A 17827-nucleotide genomic window follows, 5' to 3' on the forward strand; every position below is an offset into this window, starting at 1 on the left:
CTAGGCGGCCGCGGGCTGCGCGGAGCGGTTTTCGCGGATCGGCAGGTGCACGATCGCGCTGAAGGCGCCGATGGCCACGCCGATCCACCAGACAACTGTGTAATCGCCATAAAGGTCATACATTCGGCCGCCCAGCCAGATGCCCAGGAAACTCCCGACCTGATGGCTGAAGAAGATGATGCCATACAGCGTGCCCATGTAGCGCAAGCCGTAAAGATGCGCGACGAGGCCCGAGGTCAACGGGATCGTCGCCAGCCATAGTGACCCCATGACCAGCGAGAACAGGATCACGGTCAAAGGCGTGATGGGAAACAGGATGAACGCCGCAGCCGCGATAGTGCGCCCGGTGTAGACCGCCGCCAGAAGGTATTTCTTGGGGAAGTGATTGCCCGCCCATCCGGCCAGAAGGGTGCCTCCGATATTGGCGAGCCCGATCAGCGAGATCGCCAGCGCACCCAAAGCAGACGTTGTGGTGATGCCCATCGCATGCAGGACACCGCCGGGTTGGATCGGGCCGCACATCTCGGTCACGAAGGCCGGGAAATGCGCGGTGACGAAGCCCAGTTGATAGCCGCAGCTGAAAAAACCCAAGAATATCAGCGCATAGGACGGGTCGCGGAAGGCCCGGCCCAGGATCTGGCCCATGCTTTCTTCCAATTCGGCCTTGCTGACCTGCGCGGGTGCGCGCATGAAGGGCAGTGTCAGCACAAGGGCCAGAATGGCAATGGCGAAGATGATGAACACCTGCTGCCATGGCAGAAAGGTCAGCATCCATTCAGCCGTCGGCGCACCGATCACCTGCCCGAAGCTGCCCGCTGCCGTTACGATCGCCAGCGACATCGAGCGGTTCTGATCCGTCGAGGCCCGCCCGACCACCGCCAGCACGACGCCAAAGCCCGTGCCTGCGATACCGAAGCCCACCAGCCAGGCATAAAGCTGATGCCCGAAGGGCGTAACGGACCAAGCCGACAGTACCATCCCCGCCGCATAGGTCAGCGCACCAAGAATGATCGCCCGCCGGTCGCCCATCTTTTCGGCGATGGCGGCAAAGATCGGCTGGCCGATGCCCCAGGCCAGGTTCTGGATCGCGATGGCCAGCGAGAAATCAGTGCGCAGCCAGCCGAACTCCTCGGCGATCGGAATCTGGAACACGCCGAACGAGGCGCGCACGGCGAAGCTGACCGTGATGATCACGCATCCGACGATCAGCACCGGGTTGAGCAGACGGGCGGTTGGGGTCATTGGGCCTCCGGGTTCAGCCCGCCGACAGTATCCGCTTGGGCTCGCTCGTCAATTCAGGAGTTTTGCGGTCACGATTAACCAAAATTGATGCGTGCCGGAGGATGCCTTCTTTTCAACGGCGCGGGCGGGCGCTATGGCTCGGGCCATGACCGACATGATCTCGTTGTACGAGGCCCGCGTTGCCGATGGCACCCTGAACCGCGACGACGCGCAAGAGGCCGTTCTGCCCCAGTTCGAGCGTATCCGGGCGGCTCTGGCCGCGCCGGTGAAACGCGGGCTGTTCCGCAAGGCACCGCCGCCGCCCAAGGGCTTGTACCTGTGGGGCGGCGTGGGGCGCGGCAAGTCCATGTTGATGGACATGTTCGTCGAAACGCTGGGCGAAGTTCCGGCCCGGCGCGTCCATTTCCATGCCTTCATGCAGGAAATCCACGCTGGCATGCATGAGGCGCGCGAAACCGGCGTGCAGGATGCACTGGCGCCGGTGGCGGCCTCGGTCGTGAAATCCGTGCGCCTGCTGGCCTTTGACGAGATGCAGATCACCGACATCACCGACGCGATGATCGTCGGGCGGCTGTTCGACATGCTGCATGCGGGTGGCGTCGTCGTTGTGACCACCTCCAACCGTCATCCCGACGATCTGTACAAGGATGGCCTAAACCGGCAGCTGTTCCTGCCCTTCATCCACCACATCAAGCAGCAGCTCGAAGTGTGGGAACTGACCTCGCCCACGGATTACCGGCAGAACCGGCTCGAGGGCTCGCCGGTCTATTTCACGCCCATCGGACCCGAGGCGCGGGAGAAGATCCGGGCCGTTTGGGCCGACCTGTCAGGTGGGCCGGCCGAACCCCTGACCCTGCATGTCAAGGGGCGCGAGGTAGTGTTGCCCGCTTTTCGCAATGGTGTGGCACGGGCCTCGTTCTATGATCTGTGCGGCCGGATGTTGGGGCCGGGGGACTATTTGGCCATTGCTGATGCGGTAAAAGTGCTGGTGCTCGAGGACATACCGCGCCTGTCGCGCAACAACTTCAACGAGGCGAAGCGGTTCGTCACGTTGATCGATGCGCTGTACGAGGCGAAGGTGCGGTTGATCTGTTCAGCGGCCGCCGAGCCTGAGATGCTGTATGTCGAGGGGGAAGGTGTTTTCGAGTTCGAGCGCACAGCCTCGCGCCTGCGGGAGATGCAGGCACTGGACTGGGGACAATAGCGAACGTTGCCTCCGGCGTAGCTGTGTCTCAATGAATGGTCAGCCGTTTTCGCGCAGGATGTTGCCCGCGAGGTAGAGCGAGCCGCAGATCAGCACGCGCGCCTGTGGGTTGGCTTTGATGATGGTGTCGAGGGCTTGGGACACACTGCTGGCGGTCGTCGCGGGCAGGTTCACCGATTTGGCGGCGGCGGCGGTTTCTTCGGCGCTCAGCGTGTTGGTCTCGCCCGGGATGGAAACGGCGGTCAGGCTGGCAGCTTCCTGTGCCAGTGGGGAGAGGTAGCCGGTTACATCCTTGGTATTGAGCATGCCGCAAATCAGGTGTGTGGGTCGCGGGGGCAGCTTGGCCAAGACGTCCGCCAGCGCGACACCGGCGGCGGCGTTGTGGCCGCCGTCCAGCCAGAGTTCGGCCTGGGGCGCCTGTTCGACCAGCGGGCCGGTTTTCAGGCGCTGCATCCGGGCGGGCCATTCGGCGCGGGTGACAGCTGCCTCGTAGGCCTCGTCGCCGAGGTCGAGGTGGCGCAGGACCGCCAGTGCGGCGCCGGCGTTCTGGACTTGGTGCGCGCCCAGCAGGTTCGGCAGCGGCAGGTCGCGCAGGCCGTTTTCGTCCTGATAGATCAGGCTGCCATGTTCCTCGTGGACGTGCCAGTGCTGTCCGTGGGCCAGCAAGGGTGCGCCGAGGCGGGCGGCGGTGGCCTCGATGACCTCCATCGCCTCGTCCGGCTGCGGGCCGACGATGCAGGGCACGCCGCGCTTGATGATGCCGGCCTTTTCGGCGGCGATCTTGGCCAGCGTGTTGCCGAGGAACTGTTCGTGGTCGATCGAGATCGGGGTGATGACCGTGACCGCGGGCTTTGCGATTACGTTCGTGGCGTCGAGTCGTCCGCCAAGTCCGACTTCGAGCAGCGTGTAGTCGGCAGGTACACGGGAGAAAGCCAGCAAGGCCGCGCAGGTGGTGATCTCGAAATAGGTGATGTTCTCGCCGCCATTGGCGGTGTAGCACTCATCCAGAACGGCGGTCAGGTCGGGTTCCGAGATCAGCTTGCCCGCCAGGCGGATGCGCTCGTGAAAGCGTGCCAGATGCGGCGAGGTGTAGGCATGGGCCGTCAGCCCGGCCCCTTCCAGCCCGGCACGGATCATCGCCTGGGTCGAGCCCTTGCCGTTGGTGCCGGCGATGTGGATCACCGGCGGCAGCTTGTCCTGCGGATTACCCAAAGCTTCGAGCAGACGCCAGACACGGTCCAAGGTCAGGTCGATGATCTTGGGGTGCAGCGCCATCATCCGGTCGAGGATGACGTCGGATGTGGGTGCGGTCATTTCTTGGGCTGGTCTTCGGTAGGCTTGGCCTGCGCGTCAGGCTGTTCGGCCGCGTCCTCGTTCGGGGCGGGCAGATCGCCTTTGACCGCCGGGGGCAGACCCATCAGCATCCGGATGATCGTGATCAACTCGTCCCGCAACTCGGTCCGTTTGGTGACGCGGTCCAGCATGCCGTGATCCAGCAGGTATTCGGCGCGCTGGAAGCCGTCGGGCAGTTTTTCACGGATCGTCTGCTCGATCACGCGGGGGCCAGCGAAACAGATCAGGGCGTTCGGCTCGGCAATATGCACGTCGCCGAGCATCGCGTAGGACGCCGTAACGCCTCCGGTGGTGGGATGGGTCAGAACGACGATATAAGGCAGGCCGGCCTCTTTCAGCATCTCCACCGCGACTGTGGTGCGCGGCATCTGCATCAGGCTGAGGATGCCTTCCTGCATCCGGGCGCCGCCGGCCGCGGAAAACAGGATCAGCGGGCGCTTGAGCTTCACTGCCTCTTGCGCGGCGGCGATGATGGCGTTGCCGACATACATGCCCATCGAACCGCCCATGAACGAGAAATCCTGCGCGGCAGCTACGATCGGCGTACGGCCGATCTCGCCGGTGGCGACCAGCATCGCCTCTTTCTCGCCGGTCTTTTTCTGGGCCGCCTTCATGCGGTCGGGGTATTTCTTCTGATCGCGGAACTGCAGCGGGTCTTCCTTGGGCGCGGGCACTGCGACTTCGGTGAAGATGCCGCCGTCGAACAGGTGCTTGAACCGCTCGCGCGGGGTGATCAGCATGTGGTGTCCGCACTGGGTACAAACGTTCTGGTTGTCCGCCAGTTCACGGTGGAACAGCATCGTTCCGCACTCGTCGCATTTGTGCCAGAGATTCTCGGGCACCTCACGGCGGGAGAAGATCGAGTTGATCCGGGGGCGGACGTAGTTTGTGATCCAGTTCATGTCGGAACCTTGCTGATGCGGGTTGCAGTCAAATAAGACGCTACGGAAGGAAATGCAATCAGCGCCTGAGCGCAAGTCGCGCAACCAGCCAGCTGACGATCATCACCGCGAAATCCACGACAAGCCACTGGCGCAGGATACCGGTGTCCGATGTTTCGAACGGAAGATGATAGAGGGCCAGCCCACCCAGGCCGTCAGGCAACGATACGATCAGCAGAGCCGTTACATTGTTGGCAAAATGCATGGCGATTGCGGGTCCCAGCGTTCCTGCTCTGGCGGTGATGTCTGCACTAAGAAGGCCAAAGACAAAGGCCCAAACTGCGATCAGGATAGCATTGTCACCGGAGGCAAGAGGTGCGTAGTGCCCGGCAGCAAAAATCAGGGAGGGTACACCCATCCAAATCCACGGGGCCCTGAACCGCGCGGCCAGCGATTGTTGCAGGAACCCGCGGAATAGAATCTCTTCGGCGCTGACCTGAATAAGGACAGCCACCAGCGCCAGCGGCAACAGCAGCAGCCACCTGAAAACCGGCAGGTTTGGCTCCAAGGGCGGTCCCATATCGTATGGGGGCAGAACAAAAAGCAAGGCACCCAGCACGACCAGCGCCCGCAGAACCCGCCAGAATTGCCGTACAGTCAGAATCGGCGCCCCAACCACGGAGATCAGTTTCCGGTGCTGCACCTGTCGCACGGCCAATCCGACGCCCAATGTGGCAAAGGCAAAACTGGAAAGGATGACCAGCAGCGCCAGGGCCGAGGACCCGTCTTCGAAACCGGACACCAGTTCGGCCGAACCAAAGGCGGTTACAGCGGCCAGGAGAACCAGATTCAGTGCCAGCACGACGACCGTGATGATCGCGAACCCGAGCAGCAGCCGCCAGAGTTCGGGATAAGCCCTGGCCGGCGCCACCAGGATTTCGTGCGGGGCATAGGCCGGGTGTGGCTGCGGGTCGCGCATCCTAACCGCCCGCCCCGGTCTCGGCTTCGGGTGTCAACGGGGTATTAGACAGCAACAGTCGTTCCGAGACAGTTGTCAGATACCCGGCCACCGTTTCGAGAAGGCGCATCGAAACAGCCGCGTCACCCTCTACCACGGCGCGCAGCTCTTCCGCGCCGATCCGCAGGAACGAACAGTCGGTCATCGCAACGAGGTCAAGTTGCCGAGGCGCGCCGGTGATGATCGACAGGTCGCCGATCAGACGGCCTGGCTCGACGACGGAGATGTTGCGCTTTTCGCCGTCCGGCATCGTCCATTCCAGGCTCGCCTGCCCGGAGATGCACAGATAGGCAGCGTCGGGCGTTTGCCCGCGCGAGAATATGGTCTGCCCCGCCGCCGCGTCGTACCATTGCGCCGAAAAGGCCAGCAGACGCTGGTGTTTTCCGTCAAGCCTCGAAAACAGTTCGGTTGCCGAAATGATCTTGAGTTTTCGGCTGAAGTCTTCGGGTTGTTCGTCATCCGCCTCGACCTTGGAACGCGATACACCGTCGATTCGGCCGTCCTTGATTTCCACGTACATGTCATAGGCTTCGGGATGGCCAAAATGATCTTCCATGAAGATCATGACCGAGTCAGGAAGCAACTCACGCAGCTTGAGGCGCGTACGCAGACGGCTTTCCGAATCGTGGCTGGCAAGGACCTTGTCCAGGATCAGGATGTCGGGCCGCTTGATCGCTGCCCGTGAAAACGCGGCACGTTCCTGGAAAACCGTGGGCAGGTTGGCCCCGCCAAGACCGGTCGGCAGATCGTAGATGATAGCCGCCAGGCGACGGGTGAGACTGGCCTCGATCAGGACTTCGGCTACGGCATCCTCGATCTCTTCGGCATGTGCCCCGGCCATCAGCGACACGCGGCCATACAGGGCATTTTCCATGACGGTCAGGCGCGGAACATAGGTTTCGGGTGCCACGGGAATGAACAGCCCGTCGAAAGATGCGTGCAGGTTTTGGGCCTGCGTGCGCCGGATCGAAAGGATCTTTTCCTTGTACTCCTCGGGGAAACTGGGGCCGATCTGTTCGGCGGTCAGCATGAACGGCACCGTCAGCAACAGTGCCATTTCACGTTCGGACAGGGTTGCCTCACCTTTCGACATGCGGCGTTCGTCGATGTCGAGCAGTCGGTGGTACATGTCCTTGGACATGCCCAAACGCAGGAACAGCGGGTGATCCGTCCCTTCTCGGCCGAATGTTTTCCGCAGCGTGCTGAGGACCGCCGTCGCGATGCTTAGGGCGTCCTTGTCCAGATCATGGGCCCGCAGCATGGCAAGAAATCGAGCGTCCCCGGCCAGGATGTCCGGTGAGATGTTGCGCGACGGTGAGGCAAACAGAAGGTTGCCCCCCAAAGGTACGGCCGGGTTGAACCGGTCCGGATCGAACCGGAAAACGTATTTGTCCAAGCCCTTTTCCTTGAGACGCGCTGCAACCTTGTCGCGCGCATCCACGATCGCCTTGGCCAGATGGGGGTGCAGTTCGGGATCGAATTGCGACCGCAACGTCCGCCGGAACATGAATTCGTCGATGCCCATCGCCTCGACCAGTTCGAACCACCAATCCCGGATCTCGTCGATGCTCTGCAGCCCGGCAAGGCGTGGGTCGACCCATTCGTCCTCCAGCAGGTCCGGGGAGTTGCCGGCGCGCACGGCTTCGACCTGATAACGTGATGGAGTCTTCAGAGCTTCGGTCTCGTGCTGGGGATGGGGACGCAAAGGCATCAGCAGGTTGTCCCCAAGCGTGCCGTTGAACAAGTAGGGTCGCGAGTGGGCATAGCCGACACGGGCGGCGATCACCGCCTGATGGAGTTCGCGAAGGTTGTGCCCAAACAGAAGGACCTCGCCCTGAACCGGCAGAATCTCGCGGATCAGCAACTGGGCCAGCGCCTGTCTTTCCGAGTCGTGCGAGGCCTTGATGGCGACCCGAGCGCCCTTTGGGATCGTCAGGTCGATGTCTTCAAGGATCAGCTTGCCGTCCTCGTCGCGCACCGTGACATTGCGCAATTCGATGTCGCCCTGCAGGTGCGGGATGCTCTCCGGTTCGCCATAGAACAGTTCTTCGGGGATCATGTTCTCGGGTGCAAACCGTTCGGTGACGACCTGCCAGCGCAACGACATGTCCTGAACCTGATTGTAATAGGTCAGCAGATCGCGCCAAGGGCCGCTGAGGTCCTTGTACGCCCCCAGCGCCGCAACCAGCGCACCGACTGTCACTTCGCCCGTGATAGCGAGATAGCCACCGACCGAATAGAACAGGAACGGCGTCATCTGCGTGATCAGGTTGTTGAGGAACTTCATGAAGAATTTCTTGTTGTAGATCCGGACCCGGATATCGAACAAGGTTCCCAGACGATGACTGAACTGCGCCAGCCGATAGCGCCAACCACCGTTCGCGCGCAGGTCGCTGATACCGGCGGCGGTTTCGCCGATCTCGGTGCTCAGGTGACGGATCTCCTGAATACGGTCCTTGTTCAAAAGGTTGATCTGGCGCTGCAGGCGCGGGATCAGCCAGGCTTGCAGCGGAATCAGCGCGATCGAGGCCAGCCCGAACCAGACGCTCTGCATGAACAAGAAAGTGACAATCGTCATCATCTGACCGAACTGAAAAACCGGCTGGGCGATCGCGTCGCCCATCAGTCCACCCATCGGTTCCGCTTCGGACGATATCATCGACACCAGCTCGCCCTGGCTTGTGGTCGAGAAATACGGTTTGGGGAAGCGCAGCATCCGGCTGATCAGGGTGAATCTGAGCCGACGCAACATGCGTTCGGCCAGGATCCCCTTCATGGTGTTGATGCGCATCTTCATGAGGCCGCCAGCCAGGACGGTTCCCAAGAACGCAAAACACAGGATCAGCAGGTATTGGACCTGGGTCACCTTCGTGCCGAACAGCGTTACCGTGTTTCCGGTCGCGCCGATGGCGTCGTTGATGATCTGCTTGGGCAATTCAAGCGAGGCATAGAGAAACGGAAACGAAAGTACGGTCAACAGCAGAAGAATGAACTGCTGTTTCTTGGAATGTTTCCAGATGAACGCGAATAGGGTGGGTTCCATGCCCCGGCCTCGTCTTGTTTTTTGGACTGCGGCCCGTTGCGGAGGATCCACGGCGACCGGGTGACTGACGGTAAGCTTTGCCCCGTGCTATTTCAAGAACGTGCCCCGGCGTGATCTTGCAAAAATCCGGCCGGCACGACCGGCGTCGTTCACAATTCGGAAATTTTGCAGTGCTATCTGTCGAAGGCGGGTTTATTCCGCCCGCGGAATCCGACTAAAGAGGTGCAGTTTCAAGCACTGGGCACATGAGCAGACTTCTGGATCGGTATTTCAGCCGCAAGGCAGTTGGGCACTGGAAACGGACGGCGCAGAACGCGCCGCACGAAGACCTGTCCCTGCTTCGCCAGCAGCGTGATCAGGCGCGAGTGCTTCGCGCCCAACTTGATCGGCTGATTCAGATTGCGGACGGGCGCCTGACCCGCCCGCATATCGGCACCCAGAATTTCCCCAGACCGCTTGGCACGGATTGGGCCTGGCGCCCGGATTTGTGGGGCAGCCCCCTGCCCGTTACGGGCCTGGTATCATTGTCTCGCAAGGCGCAACTTGATGACAGCGTGGCGCTTTTCCATGACTGTCCGCTGGCCGAGATTGCAGTCCGGCAAATGCGCAACAGCGGGGAAAAGGACCTGGCGCCTTTCAGCCTGGCGATCGACGTATTCAGCTTTCAAGGCTCGTTCCTCTCCGTGTCTGTCGAACTTCCGGGCAGCGCCGCCGAGGGTCTGACGCGGCAACACCTGGTCCGGACCCATGTGACGGTCGACAGTGAACGCCCGGCCGAGGTCTTTGCCAGGCTGAATATCCAGAATGGACCGAATACCGAGCAGGTGCTGCGAAAGCTGGAACCGAAAGATGCGACATCCGACATCGATTTTGATCTTGCGCATCTGTCCTTGAACGAACGTCGCATCGAGAAGATGTGGCTGGACCTTATCATCCAGGATCCTGGTATGAACCGTGTGGTGCTGCGGGATTTGACCCTGTGCCGCCATCATCGCGCTGACTTGTGAAAGGAAAGGCCATGGTGGAAACAAAACTCGTCCCGATCCGGTTCGAAGACGGCGTATGGGAAGGCCACTTTTCAGGAAGTACCGCACCCCAACTTGAAGCCCGGTACCGGGATCAGGTCCTGCAAGGTATCGAGGTTTCCGAGGCCGAAGGTGGCTGGCATGTTCGGGTTCCCGTACCAACGGTCCTGTTGTCCGAAGGTGTCCACAGTGTGATTATCCTCGACAGCGCTTCACAGGAAAAAGTGGGCGACATCACCGTAATCGCGGGCGCGCCGGCCGTAGGCGATATCCGAGCCGAGATGGACCTGCTGCGCGCCGAACTTGATCTTCTGAAGCGCGTGGTGCGTCGGTTGAGCGCTGGTCAGGGTTGATCGGCCAAAAGCCTGCAGGATCTACGTAATCGAAACCTGCTTGGACGCATTCCTATCTTTTTTGCTGAATTCATGCATGATTGAGCCGCCAAGGAAACTCAGGGGGCCGAATGGAACGTGACAGCATTATCAAGGTCATAGCGCTGATGGTAACGGCGTTTGGCATCGGCATAGACTTTACCGGTGCGCTGATGCTGGTTCCGGCGATCGAAAACTCGTTTGATGCCGATATCACGAGTACTCAGTGGGTGTTGAACATCTACGCGCTGTTCTTCGCCATGACGATGGTCGCAGGCGGCCGGCTGGGCGATATGTACGGTCATCGCAAGATCATGATCATCGGATTGTCGCTGTTTCTTTTCGCCTCGGTCATGTGTTTCGTATCTCCCAGCCTTGATTTCCTGATCGGCGCACGCGCGCTTCAAGGTATCGGCGCGGGATGCGTGTGGCCGTGCACGCTGGCCTTCGGGGCAACGAGGGTATCCCGTGAGGAACACCGTGCGATGGTCATGGGTTTGATCCTTGCCGGTGTCACGACGGGCAACGTATTTGGTCCGATGATCAGCGGGTTTGTCGTCAATCTTGGGGATTGGCGCCTGTTCTTTCTGGCGAATGTCGTCTTCTCGTGCATCTCGATGGCCACGGCAGTCCTGCTGATGCAGCGTGACAAGTCCCACAAGACAGGCGAGCACATCGACTTTGCCGGAATGGGTGTCCTTTCTTTTGCCGTCCTGCTGCTGTTGTACGCGCTTGATGTCGGATCGGACTGGGGCTGGATGTCGGTTCCGCTGATGTTTCTGTTTTTCCTCAGCGCGTCGCTGTTTCTGTTGTTCCCACGCGTGGAAAAACGGGTGAAAGAACCGCTTTTGCTGCCGCAGATGATGCAAAATCCGCAATTTCGCATCACCTTGGGGCTGAACATGTTCAACGTCTCGGCCGCCTTTGTGGGATTGCTGTATTTTCCGCAATACATGCAAAAGGTTCTTGGCTGGTCAGTATTTGAATCCGCTTTGGGCCTTGCGCCGCTGACCGTTCTTTTGGCGGTGGGGTCGATCGTGTCAGGTACCCTGTACAATGATTTCGGACCCAAGCGCCTGCTGTTCTGGGGATATCTCTGCGCTACGATAGGCGCGGCCAGCGTCGTCGTGATGCCGGCCGGGCTGGGGTATTTCCAAATTCTTCCGGGGATGGCTCTGATCGGATTGGGAGCGACACTGACGGTTGGCCCGTCGGGCACCGCCGCCGTTTGCGCCGTCAAGCCCGAACGCGCTGGCCTGGTTGGCGGTCTGAGCTTCATGGTGCACTTGGTCTATGGCGCCATTTCGGTCGCCTGCGCGACGGCCATCATGTACATGGTCAGCCTGTCCAGCTTTCGCGAGCACCTTGCCAAGGCCAGCATCGACATGTCCCTGGCCGATCAAAAAGCCATCAATGGCGGTACATTGACGACCAAGACCGCGCACGCTGTCATGCAGAAATTCAGCGCGGCTGAGGCCGAAAAGATCAAATCCGCGTTGTCGATGGCCTTTGACAGCGGGATGGACATGGCTTTTGTCTTTTCAACGCTGTCGGTGTCGATAGGGCTGGTTCTGGCGCTGATGCTTGACGAAAAGAAACTGCACAAAATCGAGAGCTGAGCCAAAAGAAAAGGCCGCGGAAAACCGCGGCCCTTCGGTCATTGTTTGCGCAGCTTACTGCGATGCCCGCTCTGTCGGATTGAAGGCGGACAGGCCTTTGAGAATGTCGATCGCATAGGCCAACTGGTAGTCTTCGTTGCGCAGTTCGGCGGTTTCTTCCGCTTTGGTGCGGTCTTCCTCGATCTGGCGGATTTCATCCTCGGTCAAACTGTCATTGTTCAGGCTGCCCCGCAGGTCGGCCTCGGACCGGGTGCGGGCGTTGCTTTCTTCCTCTTCCTCAGCCTCGGGACGGACGCGGGGCTGTTCCACGATGATGTCGGGGCTGACACCCAAAGCCTGGATCGACCGACCCGACGGGGTGTAGTAGCGCGAGGTGGTCAGACGCATCGCCCCGTCGCCACGCAGCGGCATCACGGTTTGAACCGATCCTTTGCCGAAGCTTTTGGTGCCGACGACGATCGCGCGGTGGTGATCCTTCAATGCACCTGCAACAATTTCGGAAGCCGACGCCGATCCGCCGTTGATCAGCACTACGATCGGCTTGCCCTGGGCAAGATCACCCGGGGTTGCGTTGAAGCGTTCACCATCTTCGGGATTGCGCCCACGGGTCGAGACGATCTCGCCTTCGTTCAGGAATGCGTCCGATACCTTGATGGCTTGGGTCAACAGCCCGCCGGGGTTGTTGCGCAGGTCCAGAACAAAGCCGTTCACCTTGTCGATGCCGCCAGCTTCGGCGATCTGCTTTTCCAAGCCCTCTTTCAGGTTCGGGAAGGTCTGATCGTTGAAGGTGGTCACACGAAGCACCACGCTGGCGCCTTCGGTGCGGGCGCGAACGGCGGTCAGTTTGATCGTGTCGCGGATGATGGTCACATCGAATGGGTCGGGTTCGCCTTCCCGCACGACGGTGATGACGATTTCCGAACCGACCGGGCCGCGCATTAGGTCGACTGCCTTGTCCAGCGTCAGGCCCAGGATGCTTTCGCCGTCCACATGAGTAATGAAATCGCCGGCCTCGATGCCCGCTTCGTCCGCAGGCGTCCCGTCAATTGGCGATACGACTTTGACGAAGCCGTCCTCTTGGGTGACCTCGATGCCCAGCCCACCGAATTCACCGCGCGTCTGCACGCGCATCTGCTCGGCGTCGTCCGGGGAAAGATAGCTTGAATGCGGATCCAGCGACGTCAACATGCCGTCGATCGCTGCCTCGATCAGTTCTTCGGGGGCGACTTCCTCAACATACTGGGCGCGGATCCGTTCGAAGATATCTCCGAACAGGTCAAGTTGTTCATACACTCCGGCCTTGTTTTCGGCCTCTTGCGCCAGCAGTGGCCCGGCGATCTGGGTAGTCGCAATAATCCCTGCCACGGTGCCAGCCAGACCGGCCATCACAAATCTCTTCATACTCGTCTATCCATCCTTGTCAGGCCGGAACCATGATTCCGGATCCACGGGGCTATTGTTCTCTCTTACCTCTATATAGAGCGTTTCTGGACGATCAGTTCCAGTGCCATCACTGCTTGTTGACAAAATCGCGCCGATTTCTGGTGTTTGACCGGGCATCAGGCCCACTGGTGTTCCTTCGGGGATCACCTGACCGGGGTCCCCATACACCTCCTGAAGGCCGGAGAAGACAAAAAGCAAACCGGGCTGCGGTTCCAGGATCACAAGGTTTCCAAGGTCCAGAAGCGGCCCTCGGTATCGGATCGTGGCCGCTGTGGGCGACAGCACCAATGCACGTGGTCTGGTTCCCAGTACAAGCCCCGGACGCGTGACCCCTGCGGCGTCCGTTTCGCCGGAACGATGGAGTATGACGCCTTGGGTCGGCAGCGGAATCTGTCCTTTCAGTTGGGACACATCCGCGTTCGAGGCTATGATTTCTCCATCCGATATCTCAGATAGACCGCTGGCGAAACCATCCAGAGTCTCCGTTGATGAGATCAGGATGGCTGTCCGTACCGGGTCTTCAATGAAGCGGCGCGGCAGGTCGGTACGGTCCGCTATGGCCTCGCTCAGCTTCGTCCTGGCGTTCTGCACGCCTTCCAACCCTTCGGTCAGCGTGTCCGCAGCGCTTTGTTGCAAGCGGCGCAGGGTCTGCACCTCGTCCAGATCCCGGGCCAGCGCCTGGGCTCTGGTGTTCAGGCCAGGGGTGACTTCGGACAGCATCATCCCGGTGCGCGCCGCCCCCAGCGGCCCGGCCGGGTGCAGCATCAGAACCGGTGGCGCCGTGGTTTCGATGGTTTGCAGCACGCCCAGCAACTGGCGGATTTCGCGTTCGCGCGCGTTCAACTCGGCGGTCAGCTGGCTTTCGCGCAAAGCCGCCCGGCGCAGCCCGTCGCGCATGGCGGCCAGCCCGGCCTCGTAGGCCTGGATCGTCTCGGTCAGGGCACGCACGCGGTCGCGGGCGGTTTCGGCCTCGGTCAGCGCGATCGAGGCCTGTTCCAGCATCTGCGCTGCCTCCAGTGCCGCCTGCGCGGGGTCCGGCGCGGCCCGGACCGCCTGCCCCGCCATCAGGGCCGCCAGAAGAAGCGCGCGCAGCCTCATGACAGCAGGCTCTGACCCGTCATTTCCGGCGGCTTGGGCAGGCCCATCAGGTCCAGCACCGTAGGCGCCAGATCGGACAGGCGACCTTCGCGCAGGGTTGCGCCCTCGGGTCCGCCAACCAGCGCCACGGGTACCGGGTTCAGGGTGTGAGCGGTATGCGGCCCGCCTGTTTCGGGGTCGATCATGGTTTCGCAGTTGCCGTGATCGGCCGTCACGATCATGGCACCGCCTGCCTTTTCAAGCGCGGCGACCACGCGGGACAGGCCTTGGTCAACGGCCTCGCAGGCCTTGATCGCGGCCTGCAGGTCACCGGTATGGCCCACCATGTCGGGGTTGGCATAGTTGGTGACGATCAGGTCATAGCCGCCCTCGATCGCTTCGACGAAATTGTCCGTCACCTCTCCGGCCGACATCTCGGGCTGCAGATCATAGGTCGCCACCTTGGGCGACGGGGCCATATAGCGATCCTCGCCGGGCTCGGGGGTTTCCTTGCCGCCGTTCAGGAAGAACGTGACATGGGGGTATTTCTCGGTTTCGGCCAGGCGGAACTGGCGCAGGCCCTGCTTGGCAACCCATTCGCCCAGCGTGTTCACGATCTCGCGCTTGGGGAAAACGGTCGTCATGTAGGCATTGTGGCCGTCGGAATATTCCACCATGCCCAGCAGCGCCGACAGGTGCGGGCGCGGGCCGGTGTCGAAGTCGGCGAAATCAGGTTCGGCAATGGCGCGCAGGATCTCGCGGGCGCGGTCGGCGCGGAAGTTGAGGCAGAAAAAACCGTCACCGTCGCGGATGCCGTCGTAGCCGGGCAGAACTGTGGGCGCGATGAACTCGTCCGTCTCGCCCCGGTCGTAGGCGGCCTGAATCGCGGCGCTTGCGGTATGAGCCGGCGCGCCTTCACCTTTGATGATCGCGTCATAGGCGCGGCCGACCCGTTCCCACCGGTTGTCGCGGTCCATGGCATAATACCGCCCCGACACGGTGACGACACGCGCGTTCGCAGGCAGGCGGCGTTCCAGCTCGGCCAGGAAGTCCAGCGCCGATTTCGGGGCCACGTCGCGCCCGTCGGTGATGGCGTGCAGGGCCACCGGCACGCCCGCCTCGGTGATCGCTGTCGCGGCGGCGACGATATGGTTCAGGTGCCCATGCACCCCGCCATCCGAGACCAGCCCCATCAGATGCGCGATTCCGCCCGCCGCCTTCACCTTGGCGATGAAGTCCTGCAGTGCGGCACTTTCGAAGAACGAGCCGTCTTCGATCGCAAGATCGATCTGGCCCAGATCCATCGCCACGACCCGCCCGGCCCCGATATTGGTATGGCCGACCTCGGAATTACCCATCTGGCCGCTGGGCAGGCCCACATCAGGGCCATGGGTGATCAGCCGCGCGTGCGGGCCCTTGGTCATGATCGCGTCGAAGGTGGGCGTTTGGGCCAGATAGGGCGCATTGGCCTGCGTGTCTTCGGACAGGCCCCAACCATCAAGGATACACAGGACGACGGGTTTGGGTGCGCTCATGTCGGATCTCCGATAACTGCTCTTGTCCGTTCTTCTATCCCCTGCCCGCCGCATCGTGAACCGCCTTTTGCGGCGATCCGCCCCGCGCGGGACTATTTCCTGATCTGCTGCCAGGGCCGCGCCTTGCGGCCGCGATACTTGACCGTCAGCTCGGGCGGGGCGTCGCTTTCGTCATAGGCCCCAAGGACCACGCCCTTGCCGCGACTTTTGGTGCGCATCTCGACCAGCTCGGCCGCCGAGCGGGTGGTACGCTGCGACGGGCGACGGGCCCAGGCGAACAGATGGTCATACATCTGCGCGATCACATCCGCATGGGCCGCGCTGTCGCCCAGATCGGTTAGCTCGCCGGGGTCGTTTTCCAGATCGAACAGGATCGGGCGGAACCCACCTTCGCAATGGATCAGCTTCCATTTTTTCGTGGCCACCATGAACATCGCCGCATCGCGCACCGACATGCCCAGCGTTTCCGCGATGGGCGAGGCCGAATAGTCGTATTCGCAAATCACGAATTTGCGCGGGGTCTCGGTCGCCTGCCCGTGCAGGATGGGCAGCAGCGAGTGGCCTTCCAGGATATGGTCCGGCACCGCACCGCCCGCGACCTCGACGAAAGTGGGGGCCAGGTCGATCGACTCGACCAGCGCGTCGCAGGTGGTGCCGCGCGTTGCATCGGCCTGTTCGGACGGGTCGAAGATGATCAGCGGCACCTTGGTCGAAGCGTCGTGAAAAAACGTCTTTTCGCCCATCCAGTGATCGCCCAGAAAATCGCCATGGTCCGAGGTCAGCACGATCATCGTGTCGTCCATGCGGCCGGTCTGCTCCATCCAGTCCAGCAGCCGCCCGATCTGGTCGTCGGCCTGCTTGATCAGGCCCATATAGGCGGGGATCACGGCCTCGCGCACATCCTGCCGCCAGAAGGTCTGACCGATCTTGGTGTGCATGAAGGCGCTCAGCACGGGGTGTGCCGCCGCCCGTTCGGCCTCGGACCGGTTGGCGGGCAGAACCTGTTCGGGTCCGTACATCGAGGCATAGGGCTCGGGGACGATATAGGGCCAGTGGGGCTTTATGTAGCTCAGGTGGCAGCACCACGGTCCGTCATGGGTTTCCATGAATTCCATGCCACGCGTGGTCAGATAGGGGGTCTCGCTGTCCTCTTCGGCGATGTTCGCGGCCTGCGGCGCGTTTTTCAGAAACCAGCCCGACAGCACGTTGCCGTCCTCGTCCAGCCCGGAATTGGCAAAGTCGTGCCAGGGGTTGTCGCCGTCATAGCCCTTGTCGGCCAGCCACGCGTTGTAGGCGCGGGCCCCGTCGGGGTCATAGAACCCGTCAGGGCCTTCGGGGCGCATCCCGTCGTCGCGCTCGAACACGTCGAAACCGCATTCGGCCACGCGCGCGCCGATCAGGCTGTCGGGTTCCAGGCCCAGCCGCGCCATGCCCTCGGCGTCGGCGCGCATATGGGTCTTGCCGACCAGCCAGCAGTCCATCCCCGCCTTGCGCAGATGGTCGCCCATGGTCTGCTCACCCACCTTCAGCGGGATGCCGTTCCACGAGGCGCCGTGCGACTGAACATACCGCCCGGTATAGGTGGACATGCGCGAACTGCCGCAGATCGGCGACTGGATATAGGCCCGCGTGAACCGCACGCCGCGCGCGGCCAGCCGGTCGATATTGGGCGTGTGCAGATGTGGATTCCCGTAACAGCTCAAGTAGTCCCAGCGCAGCTGGTCGAACATGATGAACAGGATGTTGCGGGCCTTGGCCATTCAGTGCTGCGCGCCCTGGCTTTCCATCTGTTCCACCATCCGGCGGGCGCGCTTGCATTGCAGCTTGTCACGCAGGGGGCTGTTGGGGTCCACGTCCTTTTGGCACACCACGCATTTGTCGGCGCCCGAGATCGCGTTCAGCCCGCCGCAACTGCCCTTGATGGTCTTGCCCATCAGCATCACGCCCAGCGACATGCCGACCATGATGATCAGCAGCAGAACAAACGCGAGGATAAAGGTGCTCATCAGCCGGCCC

The 17827-nt window shown here is 61.7% G+C and carries 14 protein-coding genes; 4 read left to right on the forward strand and 10 right to left on the reverse strand.

Translation table 11 applies throughout. From position 1 onward, the window contains the following. Positions 1 to 1242 carry an MFS transporter gene (locus AC2FML_RS13285; RefSeq protein ID WP_170441191.1) on the reverse strand — a complete coding sequence of 414 codons (1242 nt, stop codon included), beginning with the start codon at positions 1240 to 1242 and terminating at the stop codon, positions 1 to 3. Between the two features lie 145 nt (positions 1243 to 1387). Here AC2FML_RS13285 and zapE point away from each other — a divergent pair, with 145 nt between their 5' ends. Further along, positions 1388 to 2446, forward strand: a complete 1059-nt coding sequence (gene zapE / locus AC2FML_RS13290; protein WP_170372579.1) for a cell division protein ZapE — start codon at positions 1388 to 1390, stop codon at positions 2444 to 2446. Positions 2447 to 2485: 39 nt separating this feature from the next. Here zapE and AC2FML_RS13295 read toward each other — a convergent pair whose 3' ends face one another. The 4 genes from AC2FML_RS13295 to AC2FML_RS13310 are packed head-to-tail and all read right to left on the reverse strand — an operon-like array spanning position 2486 to position 8741. Then, complete coding sequence (locus AC2FML_RS13295; RefSeq protein WP_496783520.1) at positions 2486 to 3760, reverse strand: bifunctional folylpolyglutamate synthase/dihydrofolate synthase; 1275 nt, start codon at positions 3758 to 3760, stop codon at positions 2486 to 2488. Next, on the reverse strand, positions 3757 to 4701 hold the full coding sequence (gene accD / locus AC2FML_RS13300) for an acetyl-CoA carboxylase, carboxyltransferase subunit beta (protein ID WP_496783521.1): 945 nt from the start codon (positions 4699 to 4701) through the stop codon (positions 3757 to 3759). The genes AC2FML_RS13295 and accD overlap by 4 nt, the downstream gene beginning before the upstream one ends. A 58-nt stretch (positions 4702 to 4759) precedes the next feature. Continuing rightward, positions 4760 to 5659 (reverse strand): CPBP family intramembrane glutamic endopeptidase, encoded by a 900-nt coding sequence (locus AC2FML_RS13305; protein WP_496783523.1) that lies wholly within the window; start codon positions 5657 to 5659, stop codon positions 4760 to 4762. Between the two features lies 1 nt (position 5660). Continuing rightward, positions 5661 to 8741 (reverse strand): ABC transporter transmembrane domain-containing protein, encoded by a 3081-nt coding sequence (locus AC2FML_RS13310; RefSeq protein ID WP_496783525.1) that lies wholly within the window; start codon positions 8739 to 8741, stop codon positions 5661 to 5663. Between the two features lie 245 nt (positions 8742 to 8986). Between AC2FML_RS13310 and AC2FML_RS13315 the strand changes: the two genes are divergently transcribed. From AC2FML_RS13315 to AC2FML_RS13325, 3 genes are all read left to right on the forward strand, one after another. Beyond that, positions 8987 to 9748 (forward strand): DUF6478 family protein, encoded by a 762-nt coding sequence (locus AC2FML_RS13315; RefSeq protein ID WP_496783527.1) that lies wholly within the window; start codon positions 8987 to 8989, stop codon positions 9746 to 9748. A gap of 11 nt (positions 9749 to 9759) precedes the next feature. Next, positions 9760 to 10119, forward strand: coding sequence for a hypothetical protein (locus tag AC2FML_RS13320; RefSeq protein WP_170341499.1), 360 nt, complete (start codon positions 9760 to 9762; stop codon positions 10117 to 10119). A gap of 110 nt (positions 10120 to 10229) precedes the next feature. Continuing rightward, positions 10230 to 11756 carry an MFS transporter gene (locus tag AC2FML_RS13325; protein WP_496783529.1) on the forward strand — a complete coding sequence of 509 codons (1527 nt, stop codon included), beginning with the start codon at positions 10230 to 10232 and terminating at the stop codon, positions 11754 to 11756. Between the two features lie 54 nt (positions 11757 to 11810). On the opposite strand, the gene AC2FML_RS13330 is transcribed toward AC2FML_RS13325, so the two are convergent. The 5 genes from AC2FML_RS13330 to nqrM form a co-directional block, all read right to left on the reverse strand. Beyond that, entirely contained in the window at positions 11811 to 13157 is a 1347-nt protein-coding gene (locus AC2FML_RS13330) for a S41 family peptidase (protein ID WP_170525885.1), read from the reverse strand. 6 nt (positions 13158 to 13163) lie between these two features. Then, on the reverse strand, positions 13164 to 14297 hold the full coding sequence (locus AC2FML_RS13335) for a murein hydrolase activator EnvC family protein (RefSeq protein ID WP_496783530.1): 1134 nt from the start codon (positions 14295 to 14297) through the stop codon (positions 13164 to 13166). Continuing rightward, a complete protein-coding gene (gpmI, locus tag AC2FML_RS13340) occupies positions 14294 to 15811 on the reverse strand; it encodes a 2,3-bisphosphoglycerate-independent phosphoglycerate mutase (RefSeq protein ID WP_496783531.1) in 1518 nt (505 codons plus the stop codon). The genes AC2FML_RS13335 and gpmI overlap by 4 nt, the downstream gene beginning before the upstream one ends. Before the next feature lie 92 nt (positions 15812 to 15903). Next, entirely contained in the window at positions 15904 to 17571 is a 1668-nt protein-coding gene (locus AC2FML_RS13345; protein ID WP_496783533.1) for a sulfatase-like hydrolase/transferase, read from the reverse strand. Then, the gene (nqrM, locus tag AC2FML_RS13350; protein ID WP_093963352.1) at positions 17572 to 17817 is read right to left on the reverse strand and encodes a (Na+)-NQR maturation NqrM; all 246 of its coding nucleotides are present in this window, start codon (positions 17815 to 17817) and stop codon (positions 17572 to 17574) included. It abuts the gene before it with no gap. Positions 17818 to 17827: the final 10 nt, after the last annotated feature.

This window comes from Ruegeria sp. BHSC029 (assembly GCF_059613085.1).